This window comes from Ruegeria sp. A3M17 (genome assembly GCF_003318255.1).
Classification (GTDB): Bacteria; Pseudomonadota; Alphaproteobacteria; order Rhodobacterales; family Rhodobacteraceae; genus Ruegeria.
This window is the reverse complement of the sequence record NZ_QOCF01000028.1, coordinates 416997-435589: the sequence shown is the minus strand read 5'-3', so window position 1 is coordinate 435589 and position 18593 is coordinate 416997. Positions and strand designations below refer to the sequence as shown.

18 protein-coding genes are annotated in these 18593 nt (G+C 58.4%); 12 read left to right on the top strand and 6 right to left on the bottom strand.

The features are described from left to right. Positions 1 to 26 precede the first annotated feature (26 nt). From tsaE to DS906_RS16480, 8 genes are all read left to right on the top strand, one after another. Positions 27 to 500, top strand: a complete 474-nt coding sequence (gene tsaE / locus DS906_RS16515) for a tRNA (adenosine(37)-N6)-threonylcarbamoyltransferase complex ATPase subunit type 1 TsaE (protein ID WP_113791187.1) — start codon at positions 27 to 29, stop codon at positions 498 to 500. Then, complete coding sequence (locus DS906_RS16510) at positions 497 to 1501, top strand: aminoglycoside phosphotransferase family protein (protein WP_113791186.1); 1005 nt, start codon at positions 497 to 499, stop codon at positions 1499 to 1501. The genes tsaE and DS906_RS16510 overlap by 4 nt, the downstream gene beginning before the upstream one ends. After that, positions 1498 to 2184: a nucleotidyltransferase family protein gene (locus DS906_RS16505; RefSeq protein ID WP_113791185.1), complete on the top strand. Its 687-nt coding sequence runs from the start codon at positions 1498 to 1500 to the stop codon at positions 2182 to 2184. Before DS906_RS16510 ends, DS906_RS16505 begins: the two co-directional genes overlap by 4 nt. Beyond that, on the top strand, positions 2177 to 5104 hold the full coding sequence (addB, locus tag DS906_RS16500) for a double-strand break repair protein AddB (protein WP_113791184.1): 2928 nt from the start codon (positions 2177 to 2179) through the stop codon (positions 5102 to 5104). The genes DS906_RS16505 and addB overlap by 8 nt, the downstream gene beginning before the upstream one ends. After that, positions 5101 to 8460, top strand: coding sequence for a double-strand break repair helicase AddA (gene addA / locus DS906_RS16495; protein WP_113791183.1), 3360 nt, complete (start codon positions 5101 to 5103; stop codon positions 8458 to 8460). Before addB ends, addA begins: the two co-directional genes overlap by 4 nt. Positions 8461 to 8519: 59 nt before the next feature. After that, a complete protein-coding gene (trxA, locus tag DS906_RS16490; protein ID WP_058275159.1) occupies positions 8520 to 8840 on the top strand; it encodes a thioredoxin in 321 nt (106 codons plus the stop codon). Between the two features lie 93 nt (positions 8841 to 8933). Then, positions 8934 to 9284, top strand: coding sequence for a Lin0512 family protein (locus DS906_RS16485; protein ID WP_113791247.1), 351 nt, complete (start codon positions 8934 to 8936; stop codon positions 9282 to 9284). Beyond that, positions 9281 to 9631, top strand: a complete 351-nt coding sequence (locus DS906_RS16480) for a Lin0512 family protein (RefSeq protein WP_113791182.1) — start codon at positions 9281 to 9283, stop codon at positions 9629 to 9631. The genes DS906_RS16485 and DS906_RS16480 overlap by 4 nt, the downstream gene beginning before the upstream one ends. A 61-nt stretch (positions 9632 to 9692) precedes the next feature. Here DS906_RS16480 and DS906_RS16475 read toward each other — a convergent pair whose 3' ends face one another. Next, the gene (locus DS906_RS16475) at positions 9693 to 9887 is read right to left on the bottom strand and encodes a DUF1127 domain-containing protein (protein ID WP_109313874.1); all 195 of its coding nucleotides are present in this window, start codon (positions 9885 to 9887) and stop codon (positions 9693 to 9695) included. Positions 9888 to 10084: 197 nt separating this feature from the next. On the opposite strand from DS906_RS16475, the gene hslV reads away from it, so the two are divergent. Next, positions 10085 to 10636: an ATP-dependent protease subunit HslV gene (gene hslV / locus DS906_RS16470; RefSeq protein ID WP_113791181.1), complete on the top strand. Its 552-nt coding sequence runs from the start codon at positions 10085 to 10087 to the stop codon at positions 10634 to 10636. Here the strand turns inward: hslV and DS906_RS16465 are convergent. Further along, on the bottom strand, positions 10633 to 11874 hold the full coding sequence (locus DS906_RS16465) for an MFS transporter (RefSeq protein ID WP_113791180.1): 1242 nt from the start codon (positions 11872 to 11874) through the stop codon (positions 10633 to 10635). The genes hslV and DS906_RS16465 overlap by 4 nt on opposite strands. A gap of 115 nt (positions 11875 to 11989) precedes the next feature. Beyond that, on the bottom strand, positions 11990 to 12391 hold the full coding sequence (locus tag DS906_RS16460) for a DM13 domain-containing protein (RefSeq protein WP_113791246.1): 402 nt from the start codon (positions 12389 to 12391) through the stop codon (positions 11990 to 11992). 197 nt (positions 12392 to 12588) lie between these two features. Between DS906_RS16460 and hslU the strand changes: the two genes are divergently transcribed. The 3 genes from hslU to DS906_RS16445 all read left to right on the top strand — a co-directional run bounded on the left by hslU (position 12589) and on the right by DS906_RS16445 (position 16313). Continuing rightward, positions 12589 to 13896 (top strand): ATP-dependent protease ATPase subunit HslU, encoded by a 1308-nt coding sequence (gene hslU, locus DS906_RS16455; protein ID WP_113791179.1) that lies wholly within the window; start codon positions 12589 to 12591, stop codon positions 13894 to 13896. Between the two features lie 99 nt (positions 13897 to 13995). Continuing rightward, positions 13996 to 15096, top strand: a complete 1101-nt coding sequence (locus DS906_RS16450) for an alpha/beta hydrolase (RefSeq protein WP_113791178.1) — start codon at positions 13996 to 13998, stop codon at positions 15094 to 15096. Then, complete coding sequence (locus DS906_RS16445) at positions 15093 to 16313, top strand: MFS transporter (protein WP_113791177.1); 1221 nt, start codon at positions 15093 to 15095, stop codon at positions 16311 to 16313. Before DS906_RS16450 ends, DS906_RS16445 begins: the two co-directional genes overlap by 4 nt. Here DS906_RS16445 and DS906_RS16440 read toward each other — a convergent pair. The 3 genes from DS906_RS16440 to DS906_RS16430 are packed head-to-tail and all read right to left on the bottom strand — an operon-like array spanning position 16310 to position 18587. Continuing rightward, positions 16310 to 16897, bottom strand: coding sequence for a Smr/MutS family protein (locus DS906_RS16440; protein WP_113791176.1), 588 nt, complete (start codon positions 16895 to 16897; stop codon positions 16310 to 16312). The genes DS906_RS16445 and DS906_RS16440 overlap by 4 nt on opposite strands. Continuing rightward, a complete protein-coding gene (locus DS906_RS16435; RefSeq protein WP_113791175.1) occupies positions 16897 to 17931 on the bottom strand; it encodes a murein transglycosylase A in 1035 nt (344 codons plus the stop codon). Before DS906_RS16435 ends, DS906_RS16440 begins: the two co-directional genes overlap by 1 nt. Continuing rightward, on the bottom strand, positions 17928 to 18587 hold the full coding sequence (locus tag DS906_RS16430) for a Tim44/TimA family putative adaptor protein (RefSeq protein ID WP_113791174.1): 660 nt from the start codon (positions 18585 to 18587) through the stop codon (positions 17928 to 17930). The genes DS906_RS16435 and DS906_RS16430 overlap by 4 nt, the downstream gene beginning before the upstream one ends. Between the last annotated feature and the right edge of the window lie 6 nt (positions 18588 to 18593).

Here is an 18593-nt window from a genome sequence, read left to right as displayed (position 1 = left end):
ACCGGGCGCAAGGCCATTGTGGCGCCATGACCAATTCGCCCTGCACGATCACTTTGAATTCGCCCGAGGAAACAGCAGAATTCGCTGCCCGCCTCGGTGCAGACTTGAGATCTGGAGACATCTTGTTGCTTGAGGGCGAGATCGGCAGCGGAAAGACCCATTTTGCCCGCAGCCTGATCCAATCGCTGATGATTGAGCCCGAAGATGTACCTTCACCGACTTTCACGTTGGTTCAGGCTTATGACACGCCAGCCGGGGAAATCTGGCACTGCGATCTGTATCGCCTAAGCGCGGTTGAGGAGGTCGAAGAACTGGGCCTGACCGAGGCTTTCGAAGCAGCAATCTGTCTGATTGAATGGCCGGATAAATTGGGCCCGCTGATGCCAGACTCCGCAGCAAAGCTGTCTTTTGAAACAGACCCAAGCATGACAGATATTCGCCATTTGACCGTTTCGTGGTCAGACCCAAAATGGCCCGTGAAGCTAAGGATTCCGGCATGACTAATCGCGCTGTATTGGCCGAAGCGTTGATTGCGCAGACCAAATGGTCAAATGCAAAGCACGCGCCGCTGGCCGGGGATGCCTCGAACCGCCGGTACGAGCGGCTGACCGATCCGGAAACTGGAAAGACTGCGGTGTTGATGGATTCACCTCCGGGCAAGGCGGAAAATGTCGAAAATTTTGCCCACATGGCCGATTACCTGCGGTCCCTTGGTCTGAGCGCGCCCGAGATTTATGCCGAGGACACGCATTACGGCTTCCTGCTGCTCGAAGACCTTGGCGACGACCTCTTCGCGCGCGTGCTTGCGCAGACTCCCGGCATGGAGCGCGAGCTTTATGAGGTCGCAACGGATGTTCTGATTGACCTGCACAACGCGCCAAGCCTGTCTTTGCCATCCTATGATCCGAGTTTGATGACCGAGCTGGCCGCGTTGTCCTTTACCAAATACGCGCAAGCCGTGCAGGGCACGCACGACGCCGATGCGCGTAACCGTTTCGAAAACCGGTTCTCGGACATTCTGCACAGGGAAACTTCGGGGTCCAAAGTTGTCGTGCTGCGCGATTACCACGCCGAAAACCTGATCTGGTTGCCGGATCGCGACGGGGTTCAGCGCGCCGGTCTGTTGGACTTTCAAACCGCTATGCTGGGCCATCCGGCCTATGATCTGGTATCGTTGTTGCAGGACGTGCGTCGTGATGTGTCACTTGGAACTGAGATGCAAATGGTGAACCGCTATATCGCCGCGACCGGGGTGAATGATCATGACTTTCGCACTGCCTACGCTGTTCTGGGTGCACAGCGAAACCTGCGCATTTTGGGCGTCTTTGCCCGGCTGGCAACCGAATACGGCAAGCCCAGCTATGTCGATCTGATCCCGCCAACCTGGGCGCATGTGATGCGGGATCTGGAACATCCCGCACTGGTTGCTGTCGCAGACCTGCTGCGCGACTCCCTGCCTGCACCCACCCCTGAAAATCTGGACAGGCTCCGACAGAAATGACCCAAGACCCCGAAGCCGTCATGCTGTTTGCAGCCGGGTTTGGCACCCGTATGGGCGCGTTGACCCAAAATCGACCCAAACCGCTGATCGAGGTCGCCGGTCGACCATTGATAGACCACGCGTTGGATCTGGTGAATGACCTGCAACCCAAGCGTATCGTGGCCAACCTGCACTATCTGCCAGATCAGCTTGAAGCTCATCTAGCCCCAAAAGGTGTTCTGCTTTCCCATGAAACGCCGGAGATTCTTGAGACTGGCGGCGGCATACGCGCCGCTTTGCCCCTGCTTGGATCGCAGCCGGTTTACACCCTGAACCCAGACGCGATCTGGTCAGGACCGAACCCATTGACGATGCTCCGCGAGGCGTGGAATCCCGATCACATGGACGCGCTGTTGATGTGTGTACCGGTGGATCAGACTGTCGGGCACACGGGCAAAGGCGATTTCACAGCAGATGAAAACGGACGGATCGTGCGCGGCGGTAGTTTAATCTATGGCGGTGCGCAGATCATGAAACCCGAAGGGTTGATGGATATCCCTGAGAAAGCGTTCTCACTTAACGTGCTATGGGACCGGTTGCAGCGGCAGGATCGTCTGTTTGCTCTCACCTATCCCGGTCGCTGGTGCGATGTCGGCCACCCCGAAGGGATTACTCTCGCCGAGGGGCTGATTGCCGATGTTTGAACCCAGCCCAGCTCCGCGCGTTTTTGCCGTTCCGCCCGGTTCGGACTTCCCGAAAATGCTGGTTCAGGGGCTGCACGAGCGCTCCGCTGGCCATCCTCCCGAAGCGCTGGCTAAGAATCAGCTGGTTGTCAACACAAGGCGTATGGCCCGGCGAGTCCGCGACCTGTTTGACCTTGGCCCGGCTTGCCTGTTGCCGCGCCTGTCACTGGTTACCGATCTGGGGGAAAGCGTCGATCTTGCGCAAATACCTCCGGCGATTCCACCTCTGCGGCGCAGGTTGGAGTTGACGCAATTGATATCCAAACTGTTGGAACAACAGCCAGATCTTGCTGCACGATCCTCACTTTTTGACCTTTCCGACAGTCTGGTCGCACTGATTGACGAGATGCAGGGCGAAGGCGTTTCGCCCGACGCGATCCGGCAATTGGACGTCAGCGACATGTCTGGGCATTGGGCCCGTGCGCAGGCGTTCATCGGGATTGCCGATCACTTCATCAATTCGGGCCATGACGCGCTGGATGTTCAGGCCCGACAACGGCTTGTGGTGGAAAACCTGATCAAACGCTGGCAAATTGCTCCGCCGCAGCATCCGGTTATCCTTGCCGGGTCAACCGGGTCACGCGGAACCACGTTGATGCTGATGGAGGCGGTCGCGCGCCTGCCGCAAGGCGCATTGATCCTGCCAGGGTATGATTTCGATCAGCCCGACCGCGTTTGGCGCGGGCTGGACGATGCGCTGACATCGGAAGATCACCCGCAGTACCGGTTCCGCAAGCTGATGTCACAGCTTGGCTTGGAGCCCGACCAGATCATGCCTTGGACGGGTGATCAACCACCCTCGCCTGCTCGCAACCGTTTGGTTTCGCTGGCTTTACGCCCAGCGCCGATCACGGATGCCTGGATGTCCGAAGGCCCGCAACTGACCGATCTGGATGGAGCCACAAAGGACCTGACACTGGTCGAGGCGCAATCGCCCCGGTCCGAGGCGCTGGCCATCGCGCTGCGCCTGCGCCAGGCAGCCGAAACCGGCCAAACCGCCGCGCTGATCACACCTGACCGGATGCTGACCCGCCAAGTCAGCGCTGCTTTGGATCGCTGGAACATCCTTCCCGATGACAGCGCTGGTCTGCCGCTGCAACTATCGCCGCCCGGCCGGTTTCTGCGTCACGTGGCGGGGCTTTTCGCACGGCGTCTGGATGGCGAGGCATTGCTGACCCTTCTGAAACACCCACTGTGTCATGATGGTGGCGAGCGCGGCGCGCATTTGCTGCACACGCGGGACCTTGAACTGGATTTGCGTCGGCACGGTCCACCTTTCCCGGACAGCGTCAGCCTGACTACCTTCGCCATACGCAAAGAGGTGCCCGAGGACTGGGTACGTTGGCTAAACTCCCATTTCTGCGATCAACAGATGGCAGGCCAACTTCCATTGACGGATTGGGTTGCCAGGCTGCGCGTCTTGGCCGAAGCGATTTCGGCCGGCGCGTCTGGGGAAGCAGGCACACTCTGGGACAAGAACGCAGGCCAAAAGGCACAGGGGGTCCTGAGCGCTCTTGAAGATGAAGCGCGGCACGGCGGCACGATGACCGCCCATGACTTTGCCGACCTGTTGGGTGCTTTGCTCGCGGGCGAAGAGGTCCGGGATCGCGACGCCCCGCATCCGCACATCATGATCTGGGGTACGCTCGAGGCGCGCGTGCAAGGGGCAGACCTGCTTATCTTAGGCGGCCTAAACGAAGGCAGCTGGCCCGAGGCTGCCGCGCCAGACCCTTGGCTGAACCGCCAGATGCGCGACAAGGCCGGGCTTTTGCTGCCCGAACGGCGGATCGGGCTGTCGGCACATGACTTTCAGCAAGCCATCGGCGCGCCCGAGGTCTGGCTGACCCGCGCCAAGCGGTCCGACGACGCAGAAACCGTTCCATCACGCTGGCTGAACCGCCTTACGAACCTGCTGCACGGCTTGCCGGGGCAGGGCGGGCCTGAGGCACTGTCAGAAATGCGGAACAAAGGCCGGCAATGGCTGCAATGGGCGGAACAGCTTGAAGTCGCGCCGCATATCGAACCGGCAACGCGCCCATCTCCGCGGCCGCCAGTGGCATCGCGCCCGAACCGGTTGAGCGTGACGGAAATCAAACGGCTGATCCGCGATCCTTATACGATTTACGCCAAACATGTGCTGCGCCTGAAACCGCTGGACCGTTTGGTGCAAGCGCCGGATGCCTTGTTGCGCGGGATCGTGATCCACGAAATTCTGGAACATTTCGTCAAAGACAGTGTTCTGGACACCGCCTTGTTGACCCGCGAAAACTTTTTGAAACGTGCGGAAACCTTGTTGGATCAACATGTTGCGTGGCCCACAGCGCGTAAGCTGTGGCTTGCGCGGTTGGAACGCATCGCAGATGATTTTCTGGCCGCGGAAATCGCGCGACGAGGGGACGGGGGGCCAGTCGCCTTCGAGGCGGCGGTGAAACTTGTGCTGTCGCCCCTGGATTTCACCATCGTGGGGCGCGCCGACAGGATAGATCGCAACAAGCGCGGTGCATTACGGATAGTTGACTACAAGACAGGGACGCCCCCAACGGAAAGCCAGCAATCCAAGTTCGACAAACAGTTGCTGATCGAAGCCGCGATGGCCGAAGAGGGCGGTATCGACGGTTTCGACCCTTCACCCGTGGCCGAGGCGATTTTCATTGGCATGGGCGGCACTTACAAAGAAGTACCCGCACCGCTGGCGAATGAGCCTCCAGACAAAGTTCTGGCCGAGCTCAAAGAGCTGGTCTCTGCCTATTTAGAGCCTGATCAGGGGTTTTCATCCCGTCGAATGTTGCACAAGGATTCGGATGTGGGTGACTACGACCAACTAGCTCGGTTCGGTGAATGGGACCGCACGGATGAAACAATACCTGAGGACCTGACATGAGCGCCCGCAACGACGCAACCGAACGGCAGGTACAGGCCGCGCGGCCGGATGCCTCAACCTGGTTGGCGGCCAACGCGGGGTCGGGGAAAACGCGGGTTCTGACTGATCGGGTGGCGCGTTTGTTGTTGGGCGGTGTGCAGCCACAGCATATCCTTTGTCTGACATACACCAAGGCCGCCGCCAGCGAGATGCAGAACCGGTTGTTTGATCGCCTCGGACAATGGGCAATGAAGGATGATGCCGGTCTGATGTCCCAACTGACCGATCTGGGCGTACCTGGCGAGATCGACTCAGACAGGCTCGCGCAGGCCAGAACCCTATTTGCGCGCGCCATCGAAACACCTGGTGGCCTGAAGATCCAGACAATCCACTCGTTCTGCGCCTCACTGCTGCGACGTTTCCCTCTTGAGGCCGGTGTCAGCCCGCAATTCTCAGAGATGGAAGATCGCGCAGCAGCCCTATTGCGCGAAGAGATTGTCGAGGATTTTGCCGCAGGTCCGCAGGCGAATCTGATCGAAGATGTCGCCCGGTTTGTCACGGATACCGGGTTCGACAAGCTTACCACAGCCATCACCCAAAAACGCAACCTGTTTGCACAGCCGCTGGAATGGGCCGATGTGCTGCAACGGTTTGAACTGGCCGACGGGTTCGATGAAGACGCTTTAATAGGACGTGTGTTTCTGGGCGGCGAAGTAGAATTGATCCGGTCGATTCTGCCGGTGCTTTCCGAAAGCGGCGGCAATAACGCCAAGGCGGCCGATAAGCTGGCAGCATTTACCGAGGCTCGGGTTAGCAGCTTACCTATTTTGGAAAGCGTGCTTCTGACCGGAAAATCCGCCAAAGAACCCTTTGCAGCCAAAATCAACAGTTTCCCGACCAAAGCCCTGCGCGAAGGGGCGCTGGTGGGTCAGATGCCCCAGCTCGAAGCGTTGATGTTGCGGGTGGAGGCCGCGCGCGAACATCGGCTGGCACTGGTGGCCGCGCGCAAGACAATGGTGCTGCATCGCTTCGCGACGGCGTTTTTGCCGGAATATGAGCGGCGCAAGCAACTGCGCGGATGGTTAGATTTTGACGATCTGATCTTACGTGCGCGGCAGGTGCTGAATGATCCGGCGGTTGCCGAATGGGTGTTGTACCGACTGGATGGCGGTATTGACCACATACTGGTGGACGAGGCGCAGGATACCAGCCCCGATCAGTGGGATGTGGTCGAAAAACTGGCGCAGGAATTTACCAGCGGGGAAGGGGCCCGATCCGGAGTTGAACGCACGATTTTCGTGGTCGGTGACAAAAAGCAGTCGATCTACTCCTTCCAAGGCGCCGATCCGCAGGCATTCGATCTGATGCAGCAAGAGTTTGGGCGGAAGCTCTCTGAATCAGACTCTAAATTGTGGGATTCCACGCTGGAATATTCATTCCGATCCTCCAGTGCGATCTTGTCCTTGGTCGACATCCTGTTTGAAAACCGCGCTGAGGCCGGGTTTCATAAGGAAAGCCAACACCGCGCGTTCAAGGCGGATCTGCCGGGCCGGGTAGATCTGTGGCCCGTGGTCGAAAAGGTCGAAGACGATGACGATACTAACTGGACCGATCCGGTAGATCGGCCCGGCGCGCGGCATCACACTGTCATTCTGGCCGAGAAGGTGGCGCAGTCGATCAAGGCAATGATCGAACAGGGTGAAACGATCCCTGAGGATGGCGAAACGCCCGGCACATTTGTACGGCGGAAGGTTCAGCCGGGCGATTTTCTGATCCTTGTTCAGCGCCGTTCGGACCTGTTTGCCGAAATCATTCGGGCCTGCAAAGCCGCTGATCTGCCGATCGCCGGGGCGGACCGGTTGAAAGTCGGTGCGGAATTGGCGGTCAAAGATCTGGCCGCGCTGCTAAACTTTCTGGCCACGCCCGAGGATAGCCTGTCGCTTGCCACAGTTCTGAAATCGCCGCTGTTCGGGTGGGGCGAACAACAATTATTCGACTTGGCACATCGGCGCAAAGAACAGTTCCTTTGGGCGGCTCTGCGTCAACGCGCCGAAGAGTACCCTGAAACATTGGCCGTTCTGAACGACCTGCGCGGGCAGATCGACTTTCTGCGCCCCTACGATCTGATTGAACGTATCCTGACCCGCCACGACGGGCGGCGCAAATTGCTGGGCAGGTTGGGGGCCGAGGCTGAAGACGGGATCAACGCGTTGCTGTCGCAGGCGCTGGCCTATGAGCGCACGGATATCCCCAGCCTGACTGGATTTCTGGTGTGGATGCAGACCGACGATCTGGAAATCAAACGGCAGATGAGCGGTGTGGGCAACATGATCCGGGTGATGACCGTGCATGGCTCCAAGGGGTTGGAGGCGCCGATTGTGATCCTGCCGGATACGGGCAAACGGCAAGCACCCCGCGATGCGGCGATCATGGTGGCGGATGGAGCGCCGCTTTGGAAAGTTCCGGCTGACGCGTCCCCGGCGTTGATTGCGCGTGCGCGCGACGAAGCCCGAACGCGAGAAGAAAATGAGCGGCTTCGCTTGCTCTACGTGGCTCTAACTCGAGCTGAAAAGTGGTTAATCGTGGCGGCTGCCGGCGATGTCGGTAAGGATGGGACCAGCTGGTATCAGATGGTTCAGGCCGCGATGGAACGGGCAGGGGCGGTGGCACTGCCCGGCTCAGAATCTCTGCGATTGTCGCACGGGGATTGGGGTGCATCGCCGATTGTCGAAGCCACAGGGACCGCTGTGGCGGTGACGGACCTGCCAGCCCCGTTCCTGTCGCCCGCCACACCACCGGAGCCTGAAGCGGAGACGCTCAGCCCTTCCGATCTGGGGGGCGCCAAGGCTTTGCCCGGCGATGCAGGTCAGGACGAAGAGGCGGCAAAGTTGCGCGGCACACGATTGCACCTACTGCTGGAACACTTGCCTTCGGTCGCGCGGGAAGACTGGCCGCAGCTTTGCGCGCGGGTTCTGCCCGATATGCAGGGTGCGGAACGGCAAGAGCTGCTGGACGAGGCATGCGACGTTTTGACTGCGGCGCTTCTTCGGCCTGTCTTTGCCGCCGACGCCTTGGCTGAGGTGCCCGTGACAGCCAACCTGAACGGACGCCGCATGCACGGGGTGATCGACCGGTTGATCGTCACCGATACCGAGGTTCAGGTCATTGATTTCAAAACAAATGCAACGGTTCCCGACAGTGCTGAGGCATGCCCCGAGGGGCTTTTGCGGCAGATGGGAGCGTATGCCAACGCCTTGTCGCAGGTCTATCCGAACCACGAAATCCGCACTGCGATCCTGTGGACCAGAACGGCAGATCTGATGTGGCTGCCACACGATCTTGTGACGCACGCCCTGTCGCGCACCCAGATATCTTGACCTTGGATTGCCCGGCCCCTACGTTCTGTTCCCGAGATACCCCATTCAGGAGACAGAATATGTCGACCGTTGCCGTTACCGACGATACCTTTGACGCCGAAGTCAAAAACTCTGATGTCCCCGTTGTGGTGGATTTCTGGGCCGAATGGTGCGGCCCCTGTAAACAGATCGGCCCCGCTCTGGAAGAGCTGGCCAACGAATACGGCGGCAAGATTAAAATTGCCAAGGTAGACGTGGACAGCAACCCGAACGCCGCTGCCGCCATGGGTGTGCGCGGCATTCCGGCGCTGTTCATCTTCAAGGACGGTCAGGTTGTGTCGAACCGCGCAGGTGCGGCCCCCAAAGCCGCACTGCAAAGCTGGATCGACGAATCCATCTGATCCGGTGTGATCAGAATTGATCAGGGGCGTCCGAATTTGGGCGCCCTTTTTTTGTGAACGGCCCAACCGGGCCACCAAATGAAGGCGACGCAAATGGCAAAAACACGGGTTCTGGCGGAATTCGGGATGGGCACGTCCCTGCGGCGCGAGGATTATACCGAAGCCGCGCTGCGGGCGATCAAAGACGCGCTGTGGCATAACTCGGTGAACATGGCCGAGCTGTTCGGGTTTCCGAAAGAGGCGATGATCATTGACGCCGAGGTGGGCGTGCAACAACCCGACAAGGTCAATACCGATACGCTGAAGGCGATCTTTCCGTACGGCCAGCCCAACATCACGGTAACGCAGGGTGGTCTGGATATCGACAAACCCCATACCGATGGCCGCACTGTGATCGCCAATGCGGCGGTCATCGTCTCATTCGACATGGAGCCCGCCCAATGACCGAGAAGCGTATTATTCTGGAAATGGGCACCGGCAACGATCTGTACACCAAGGCGGCGTGTCGTGCCGTGCAGGACGCTCTGCATCATTCGTCGATCACGCTGTTTTCCAAGCTTGGAATCGATCACACGGAGATGCGGGTTCAGGTGACCATCGCCGTTCAACAACCCGATGAGGTTGACTGTGACAAGGTCGCCGCCGATCTGCCAAGGGGCCGCGCCGAAGTGCGGGCCGTCAAGGGTGGGTTGGATGTTGTGGATGACGCCGCTGGCACGCGCCATGTCATCGCCTCAGCCGCGATCGAGGCGTTTTTGCCGGATCAGGCTGGTAAATACGTGCAAAGCTGACAATGAAAAAGCCGCTCGGATACCCGGGCGGCTGCTTCAAATTCTGGTTCTGATAGCGGGATCAGATTTTTGCGATGTCTGCGCGCACCAGACCGATGTCTTCCAGCTGTGCGTTGGTCAGACCCGACAGGATCTTGCGTGTCTTGCGGCTTTCGTTCCACTCAACAGCGGATTCGAAGACATTGATGAATGCATCCACTACGTGCAGGATGGTAGCTGCTCCGAGTGGGGCATGGATGTTTGCAGTTGTTGCCATGTTCCCAGTCCTAATATCTGAAACAGCCGACCCGTTGTCGGTTGTGAGCCTCATGTAGTCCCAAGCGCGGGGACTCACAATTGCTGGTCTGGTAACCCCGGTTTGCGTTTTGTGCATATCTTTTGGGCAGTTGTGCAACGGGTTGCGCCGATCCCGCGCCCGGCCCATATATAGCGACTGAGAACACGGAGGCTTTCATGGCGGACAGCGATTTTCCCGGATGGCACGGGACCACGATCATTGGTGTCAAAAAAGACGGGCAAGTCGTTATTGCCGGGGACGGACAGGTCAGCCTGGGCCAGACCGTGATCAAAGGCACCGCGCGCAAAGTGCGTCGCTTGTCGCCGGGTGGGTTCGAAGTTGTCGCCGGGTTTGCCGGATCGACCGCTGATGCTTTTACGCTGCTTGAACGGCTAGAGGCAAAACTGGAAGCGACACCCGGCCAACTGGCCCGGGCATCCGTTGAATTGGCCAAGGACTGGCGCACCGACAAATACCTGCAAAAGCTTGAGGCGATGCTGATCGTCACCGATGGCAATGATTTGTTGGTCATCACCGGCGCAGGGGATGTGCTGGAACCCGAACACAACGTGGCCGCCATCGGATCGGGCGGAAACTTTGCCCTGGCTGCAGCGCGGGCGCTGATGGAAAGCGACAAAACGGCCGAAGAGGTCGCGCGCGAAGCCATGGCGATTGCCGCAGACATTTGCGTTTATACAAACGGCAAGCTAACGGTTGAGACGATCTAGGCCAACAGCGCCGAGATCTCTTTGCCTTTCCAGCGCCGGTACATGCCGACCAGCCCAAGCAGGGCGGTTGCGATAACGATGTAATAGGGCAGGCGGATATCGATACTCATCAATCCGCCGCCGACCAGAGACATGACACCACCGGCAAGGCAGAAGACCGCCGTTGTGACCCCCATGACCCAGCCCTGATCCGCCTCTCCGACGCTGGATGAAAACAGGCCCAGCAGGGTCGGGTAAGCGACGCCGAAGAAGAAGTAGAAGAAGAAGACAGGCACATAGCTCAATACGCCGCTGGGGCTGAAGGCGAAGCCAAAGCCGCAGATCACCATCACCACCAATGAGGTATGGATGATGGAATGCTTGCTGAACCTCTCTTGCGCTGGTTTCACAAGGAATGTGCTGGAAAACGCCAAAGCAAAGCCGATGACCACCATTGCCATGCTGCCACCGATCACGCCGTAGCCCCATGCACTGGTCAGGAAATTATCGACGAATACGTAGAACGTGACATTGGCAATCATGAACAGCGCATAGACGGGCAGGATTTTCAGAACCAACGGATGCTCGCGCACTGCGACCAGGCAATCGGTGATATCGCGCGGGCGAAAAACGAATGCCGCGCGTTCGGTTCGGGTGTCCTTGAAGAAAAAACTCACCAGGAAGATGGCGATCATCACCAGAACAAATGCGCCGTAGAACGGCATCTTGAGCGTGGCATAGCTGCCCAGTATCGCCGCGTCGGACAGAACAGCTCCGATAATCGGGCCGCCGACCAGGCCAAAGCTGACGCCGGTGATGATGTACCCCATGTTGCGGTCGCGGTCGGTGGCATCGGTACTGCCGTCGATCATCGCCGCTTGCGCAATGGGCTGATTGCCCGCCGTAAAGCCTGTGATCGACCGACCAACGATCAGCAGAAGCAAACTGTTGAGATAGAGTGCCGTGATGGTGATGGCATAACCGGCCAGCGCCCCACCTAAACACACCAACAAGGCATTCTTGCGCCCGATGGAGTCCGACACTTTCGAGACATAGACCACACCCAAAAACCAGGACAGAAAGAAACACCCGATCACCAGCCCATAGTAGAAATGGCGCTGACCCATAGATGTGCTTTCCGGCAGGAACCCGGATTTTGTTTCCATGATCAAAGAGTTGATGATGGGAAAGACCAGCCCTTGTCCGATCAGATCCACAAATACCACGAACAATAACGTAATCTTGGCAATCTTCGTCATGATACACACCTCGGAACTGGTCCCTTGAAGTGAGTGTAGCAGACAGGCGCTATGGCACCTAACGCCTTGTCAGAGGCCGGTAATTACCGGCCTCCGGGCGCAATTCGTCGTTGGGTTACGAAAGCGCTGCAACGCCCAGCGGAACGCCGGCAACGTCACACCAGATGTAAACTTCGTTATAGCCCGAGATATCCATGGTCGGCGGTACGGCGTAAGACTGCTTGCCCTTCAGGTTCAGCAGCGCGCCCAGCTTCGAGTTCGGATCATAGGTGCCATCCTTGCCGAAGGCCACGCGCGGGTCGGGGCCACCATCTAGCGAAAAATCATCGCCCAGCTCAACGACATAACGCTCGCCATCCTTGACCACTTTGACCGAACCGGTGGTGATGTGTTTCGAGCGGCCCTCGAATGTGCCCTTTTTCTTGGCACCGCCGGCGGCGGCGACATTGGCACTGGCCAGAGTCAGGGCGGCGCCCGTTGCAGCGGCATTCAAAAAGAGCGAACGACGAGTCATCATGATTTGGGTCTCCATTTCAAAGTGCAGGCGAACTTGCCCGTCGCCGCAGACTATGCGCAGCAATTTTCTGTCTGGCGATTCACAACACCACGATTTTCCGTGTGCAGACCGTGTGTTGGCGTGAGTTTTTCGTGATCAGCTTGTGTTTTTGTGGCTTATGATTAGGTTCCGGTGCGAAACAATTGGATAGAACTCACATGACCGACCTGACCCCGCGCGAGATCGTCTCGGAACTGGACCGTTTCATCATCGGGCAGAAGGATGCCAAACGCGCAGTGGCCGTTGCGCTGCGCAACCGCTGGCGGCGCAAGCAGTTGGCCGACGACATCCGGGACGAGGTCTATCCGAAGAACATCCTGATGATCGGCCCCACCGGTGTCGGCAAAACCGAGATCAGCCGCCGTCTGGCCAAACTGGCCCGCGCGCCCTTCATTAAGGTCGAGGCGACCAAGTTTACCGAAGTGGGCTATGTCGGTCGTGATGTGGAACAGATCGTGCGCGATCTGGCAGATGCCGCCATCCTGCAGACGCGCGAATTCATGCGCGAGGATGTCAAAGCCAAAGCCCATCAGGCCGCCGAAGAGCGCGTGATCGAAGCCATCGCAGGCACCGATGCCCGCGAAGGCACGCGCGAGATGTTCCGCAAAAAGCTGAAAGCGGGCGAGCTGGATGATACAGAGATCGAGCTGGAGCTGTCCGACTCGTCGAACCCGATGCCAATGTTCGATATTCCCGGCCAGCCCGGTAGCCAGATGGGGATGATGAATCTGGGCGATATCTTCGGCAAGGCCTTTGGCGGGCGTACCGTGAAACGCAAAATGACCGTCTCGGAAAGCTATGAAGCACTGATCGGGGAAGAGGCTGACAAGCTGCTGGATGATGAGATCGTTAACCGCATCGCGTTGGAATCCGTTGAACAGAACGGCATCGTGTTCCTGGATGAGATCGACAAGGTTTGCGCCCGTACAGACGCGCGGGGCGGCGATGTCAGCCGCGAAGGGGTACAGCGCGACCTGCTGCCTTTGATCGAAGGCACGACGGTATCCACCAAGCACGGCCCGGTCAAAACCGACCATATCCTGTTCATCGCGTCGGGTGCGTTCCATATCGCCAAACCGTCGGACCTGTTGCCGGAACTGCAAGGCCGCCTGCCGATTCGCGTGGAATTGCGCGCACTGACCGAAGAAGATTTCGTGCGCATCCTGACCGAGACCGACAACGCGCTGACCCGTCAATACACCGCTTTGATGGGCACCGAAGAGGTCACGGTCAGCTTTACCGATGACGGAATCGCGGCACTGGCCCGAATCGCTGCAGACGTAAACCAAAGCGTCGAAAACATCGGTGCGCGTCGTTTGTACACCGTGATGGAGCGCGTGTTCGAAGAGCTGTCCTTTACCGCGCCCGATCAGGCCGGAATTTCGATCACGGTTGATGCGCAATTCGTGGACGACAATCTGGGCGAATTGACCAAATCCACCGACCTCAGCCGTTACGTTTTGTAACATCGCCAGCCGGTTTTTGCCGCTTTGGCAGCGTTGTGCCGCTGGACCCCGGGCCAAAATGAGATAGCGTAAGCACGATTCATCCCTGAAGGTATTATTGTGCTGCGCTATTTGATCATTCTGTTCCTATCCTTTTCGCTAAGCGCCTGCGCCGACCGGACCGTAACTGAAGTGGTTCCTACGGCCGTGAATGTCGGTACGCCCGAAACCATCTTCGTAAGCACCACCCGGGCGCGTGAAGCGAACGGATACTACGGTTTTCGGCGCGGCGAGTCGCTCAAATTCCTGGACACCACGGTATCGATCCCGCCAACGCACACTCCGGGAACGCTCAAGTTCTCATATGCAAATCCAAATCCACAGAAAGAATTCGTTCTGGCAAATTTGACCGAGCTGAATGGGCCGCAGGGGCTACGCGATCATTTGCGCGGTCAGGATGACGTTACAATCTTCGTGCATGGCTACAACTCGACCCAGACAGAAACGATTTTCCGCGCGGCTCAGCTGACCCATGACATTGGTCTTCCGGGCTCCACGCTGGTTTACTCCTGGCCCAGCCGCGCGACCGGGTATGGATATGCCTATGATCTAGACAGCATGTTGTTTGCCCGCGACGGGTTGGAGCAGACAATCCGCGAACTGAAATCCATGGGAGTCAAACGCGTCATTCTGGTAGCGCATTCCATGGGTGGCGCTTTGACGATGGAGATGATGCGCCAAACGGAACTGCAGGAACCGGGTTGGGCGAAAAGGAACCTCGAAGGGGTTGTGCTGATCTCGCCCGATCTGGATCTGGATCTGTTTCGCTCGCAGATGAGGCGGATCGACAATCCGCCCGACCCATTTATCGTGATGGTCTCGCAAAAGGACAAAATCCTGAACATTTCCGCTCGCCTGCGCGGCACGAATGAGGGTGTGCGGCTGGGAAACATCACCTCACTCGAGTCGCTCGAGGAATTCCCGATCAACGTGATCGACACAACTGCGTTCAGCAGCGATGCCGAATCCTCGCATTTTGTGGCGGCGACTTCTCCGGCTCTGTTGTCGATCCTTAGTTCGTTGCGACGCGTCAATAACACGTTCGGACGCGAAGACAGGCCTGGCATCGATATACTGGTGCCGCCCAGCGAGCGTAATCCAGACGGTGCCACGGAAATCGTTCTGACAGAAACAGGGCAGGCTCAGGTCACTACCCCGTGACGCAGTTTAGCTTGCGTCAATATTTTCGGGACAACGCGACCTGGCTGGGCGCGGGGGTTTTGTTGACCTTTCTGTCCAGCTTTGGGCAGACCTTCTTCATCTCGATCTTCGCTGGAAACATTCGCGCGGAATTTGGTCTTGGGCACGGCGCGTGGGGTGGACTTTACTCTCTGGGCACCACCGTTTCGGCCATCGTTATGATCTGGGCCGGTGGATTGACGGATATCTTCCGTGTCCGAGTTCTGGGGCCGGCGGTATTGGTCGGTCTGGCCGTAGCAACGGTCGCAATGGCTGTGAACAGCTGGCTTGTCCTGTTGCCGCTGGTGGTTTTTTTATTGCGCCTGTTCGGACAGGGGATGAGTGTCCATCTGGCACAGGTCGCCATGGCGCGATGGTTCATTGTTACACGTGGCAAAGCCCTGTCGATTGCATCAGTCGGCTACGCGATTGGTGAGGCACTGCTGCCGCTGGCATTTGTGGCCGCGATGGCGTTTCTGGACTGGCGGTGGCTGTGGGTGTTGTCCGCAGTGGTCGTCCTGATGGGGATACCCGTTCTGACGCGACTTTTGCGTCAGGAGCGCACGCCGCAAAGTTTGGCGGATGCGTATTCAGCGACAGGGATGCAGGGCCGTCATTGGACCCGGAAAGACGCTCTTTTTCATCCGCTGTTTTGGTTCATGGCCCCAGCAATACTGGCCCCATCGGCCTTTATCACCGCGTTTTTCTTCCATCAGGTGCATCTTGCCCAAGTCAAGGGCTGGGAACATATCGAACTGGTCGCCCTGTTTCCGGTTTTCACCGGCGTATCCTTGATTGGGATGTTTGCGGCCGGCTGGGCGCTGGACAAATGGGGCACCGCGAGGCTGATGCCTTTTTACCAAATCCCGATCGCGATTGGTTTTGTGATCGCAGGTATGACAAGCTCAATCGGCGGGGCCCTGATCGCAATGATCTTTCTGGGCCTGACGGTCGGAGCAAACAACACGCTACCAAGCGCCTTTTGGGCTGAATTCTACGGCACCAGGCACATTGGGGCGATCAAGGCGATGGCCACAGCAGTTATGGTTTTAGGATCAGCGATCGGCCCCGGCCTGACCGGGGTATTGATTGACGCCGGTATACCGCTGAGCACGCAGTTCCTGTGGATCGGCGGTGTTTTCATTCTTGTATGCCTGTCGGCTAAAATCGGAATTACGCGCGCTGTGCGCCTACTTTAACGCGTCCGCCGCAGATATACGTAATAAGCCCCTTCGCCCCCGTGGCTGATGTGGGCGGGAGTCACTTGCAAAACGGCCTGTGCAAGCGGCGGCAACGCCAACCACTGCGGCACCTGGTTGCGCAATACGCCGCGTGGGGTTGGGATTGGGCCGGGTTCATCCCTGTCCTTGCCCTTTCCGGTGACAACCAGAACAAGGCGCTTACCTGACGCCTGGGCGGTCAGAATAAACCGGGTCAGCGCCGGATAAGCGGTGTCCACGCGCAAGCCATGCAAGTCCAGTTTCCCTTCAGGTTTGATCTTGCCGCGTTTCATACGGCCAAACGCCTTTGTGTCCATTTGCACCGGGCTGGTCCGCAAATTTTCACTGATCGAGGGTTTCAGTGCATTTCGCGCGGGTTTACCGGGCGTGTTTTGTCCGACCTCGAATGCCTCAAACCGGGGTTTTGGGGTTTTGGTCGGTTTGGGTTTGGGTAGCGTGACCGGGTGAACTGATTGTGGGATTTCGGGATGCAGACGCTCAGCCTGTTTGGCGACCTTGCGCCACAGCTCAACCTCGTCTGCCGTCAATTTGCGTCGGGACATCAAAATTCATCCGGTAGTAAGGCATAGGCCCGCTGGATCGGCAGCAGCAACACCATCCGCCCCGGATCCCTGAGGCGGCCGGCCGCCTTTCCCGCCTCGTCCCCCGTGCCAAAGAAGATATCCGCGCGCTGCGCGCCTTTGATGGCGGCTCCAGTGTCCTGCGCAATCATCAACCTTCGCAACGGGGTCTTGCCGTCCTTTTCCACCCAAACAGGGGCACCCAGCGGCGTATGAGCCGGATCAGCCGCAATACTGCGCATCGTGGTGACCGAGCGGTTCATGGCACCCAACGGCCCAAGCTCGGGTGCAACGCGCGAAACTTCACGGAAGAACACGTAAGAGGGGTTGTGAAACAGCAGCTCGGCCCCAGCTTCGGGGTTTTTGCGCACCCATGCGCGGATCATCTGGGCACTAACCTCATGCGCACCCAGCGCCCCCTGACGAATCAGCTCAGTCCCGATGGAACGATAAGGGTGACCGTTTGCACCGCCATAGCCGACGCGCAAGCCACTGCCGTCTGGAAGGCGCACACGCCCCGAGCCCTGGATTTGCAGAAAAAACAGCTCAACCGGGTCATCCACCCAGGCGATCTCAAGGCCGCGGCCCTGCATCGCGTCGCCCGTCAGGATTTCACGGCGGCTGAGCCAAAGTCCTTCCGCCCGCGCCTCCGGCGGCAATTTGTAAATCGGGTATTTAAACCGGTCGGTCCGGGTTTTGGACCCGTCCAGTTCAGGTTCGAAATAGCCGGTGAACAGGGCCTCTTCTCCGTCCTCGACCAGAACCGGACGAAAGAACAGCTCAAAAAACGACCGCGCCGCGTCTGCGTCGTATGTTCGGGCGACGCTGCACAGCGCCTGCCAATCCGGATCGTTCAAATCACCGCAAGTGTTCAGAAATACCGAAAGGGCCGCCCCGTGATCGTCGGCAGCCCATCCATCCAGATCGTCGAAAGAAAGAATTGATCGCGTCGGTTCAGCGCTGGCAGCAGTGGTCAAAACTGCCACCAGAAATAGCGACCGGAGCGCGCCAATCATGCGTCCGTGGCAACAAGCAGCCAGTTTGGATCATCAGCGCCCATGACTCGGGCAAAGGTCCAGCTGTCCTTTTGACGTTTTATGGTGTTTGGGTTGCCTTCGATGATATCACCACCACGATCGCGCACGACCGAGGTCAGCTCACCCACAAACCGCATGGTGATTTCCGCTTGGTTTGTGTCTTTGTCGAACGTCGTATCCGCCAGCGCGGTTTCACGCACGCCGACAAACTCGGCCTCGATGGTCAGACCCTGATCTTCACGGGCCGCCACGACTGAAACGAATGTGTCAAACACTTCTTCGGACAGGAAGGGCTGGATTTCGTCCAGATTGCCCTTTTCGAACCCCATGACGATCATCTCATAGGCACCGCGCGCGCCATGCACAAACTCGCCGACGGAAAATTCAGGTTCTACCCGCTTCATCGCGGCCAGCGTTTGTGCCTGTTCGCTGTCTTCGGCGACATGGTCTGTAATGTCATGATCCGGGCCGCCTTCGATCACCTCAAACTCGCGACGCGACTTGTTCGTGTCGGGTTGTTGCTGAACAGGGGGTTTCTCAAAACCCTCACGCGTACCCAGCACATTTTTCAGGCGCAGGATCAGGAAAACGGCAATTCCGGCCAGGACCAGCAACTGGATCATCGGTTCGTTCATTTCATC

Bases quoted from the DNA above. Each gene is read 5' to 3' on its own strand.
- DS906_RS16435 (WP_113791175.1), bottom strand. From the start codon at position 17,931: ATGATTGGCGCGCTCCGGTCGCTATTTCTGGTGGCAGTTTTGACCACT.
- tsaE (WP_113791187.1), top strand. From the start codon at position 27: ATGACCAATTCGCCCTGCACGATCACTTTGAATTCGCCCGAGGAAACA.
- DS906_RS16465 (WP_113791180.1), bottom strand. From the start codon at position 11,874: ATGACGAAGATTGCCAAGATTACGTTATTGTTCGTGGTATTTGTGGAT.
- DS906_RS16440 (WP_113791176.1), bottom strand. From the start codon at position 16,897: ATGTCCCGACGCAAATTGACGGCAGACGAGGTTGAGCTGTGGCGCAAG.
- addA (WP_113791183.1), top strand. From the start codon at position 5,101: ATGAGCGCCCGCAACGACGCAACCGAACGGCAGGTACAGGCCGCGCGG.
- hslV (WP_113791181.1), top strand. From the start codon at position 10,085: ATGGCGGACAGCGATTTTCCCGGATGGCACGGGACCACGATCATTGGT.
- DS906_RS16475 (WP_109313874.1), bottom strand. From the start codon at position 9,887: ATGGCAACAACTGCAAACATCCATGCCCCACTCGGAGCAGCTACCATC.
- DS906_RS16510 (WP_113791186.1), top strand. From the start codon at position 497: ATGACTAATCGCGCTGTATTGGCCGAAGCGTTGATTGCGCAGACCAAA.
- DS906_RS16485 (WP_113791247.1), top strand. From the start codon at position 8,934: ATGGCAAAAACACGGGTTCTGGCGGAATTCGGGATGGGCACGTCCCTG.
- trxA (WP_058275159.1), top strand. From the start codon at position 8,520: ATGTCGACCGTTGCCGTTACCGACGATACCTTTGACGCCGAAGTCAAA.
- addB (WP_113791184.1), top strand. From the start codon at position 2,177: ATGTTTGAACCCAGCCCAGCTCCGCGCGTTTTTGCCGTTCCGCCCGGT.
- DS906_RS16505 (WP_113791185.1), top strand. From the start codon at position 1,498: ATGACCCAAGACCCCGAAGCCGTCATGCTGTTTGCAGCCGGGTTTGGC.
- hslU (WP_113791179.1), top strand. From the start codon at position 12,589: ATGACCGACCTGACCCCGCGCGAGATCGTCTCGGAACTGGACCGTTTC.
- DS906_RS16430 (WP_113791174.1), bottom strand. From the start codon at position 18,587: ATGAACGAACCGATGATCCAGTTGCTGGTCCTGGCCGGAATTGCCGTT.
- DS906_RS16460 (WP_113791246.1), bottom strand. From the start codon at position 12,391: ATGATGACTCGTCGTTCGCTCTTTTTGAATGCCGCTGCAACGGGCGCC.
- DS906_RS16480 (WP_113791182.1), top strand. From the start codon at position 9,281: ATGACCGAGAAGCGTATTATTCTGGAAATGGGCACCGGCAACGATCTG.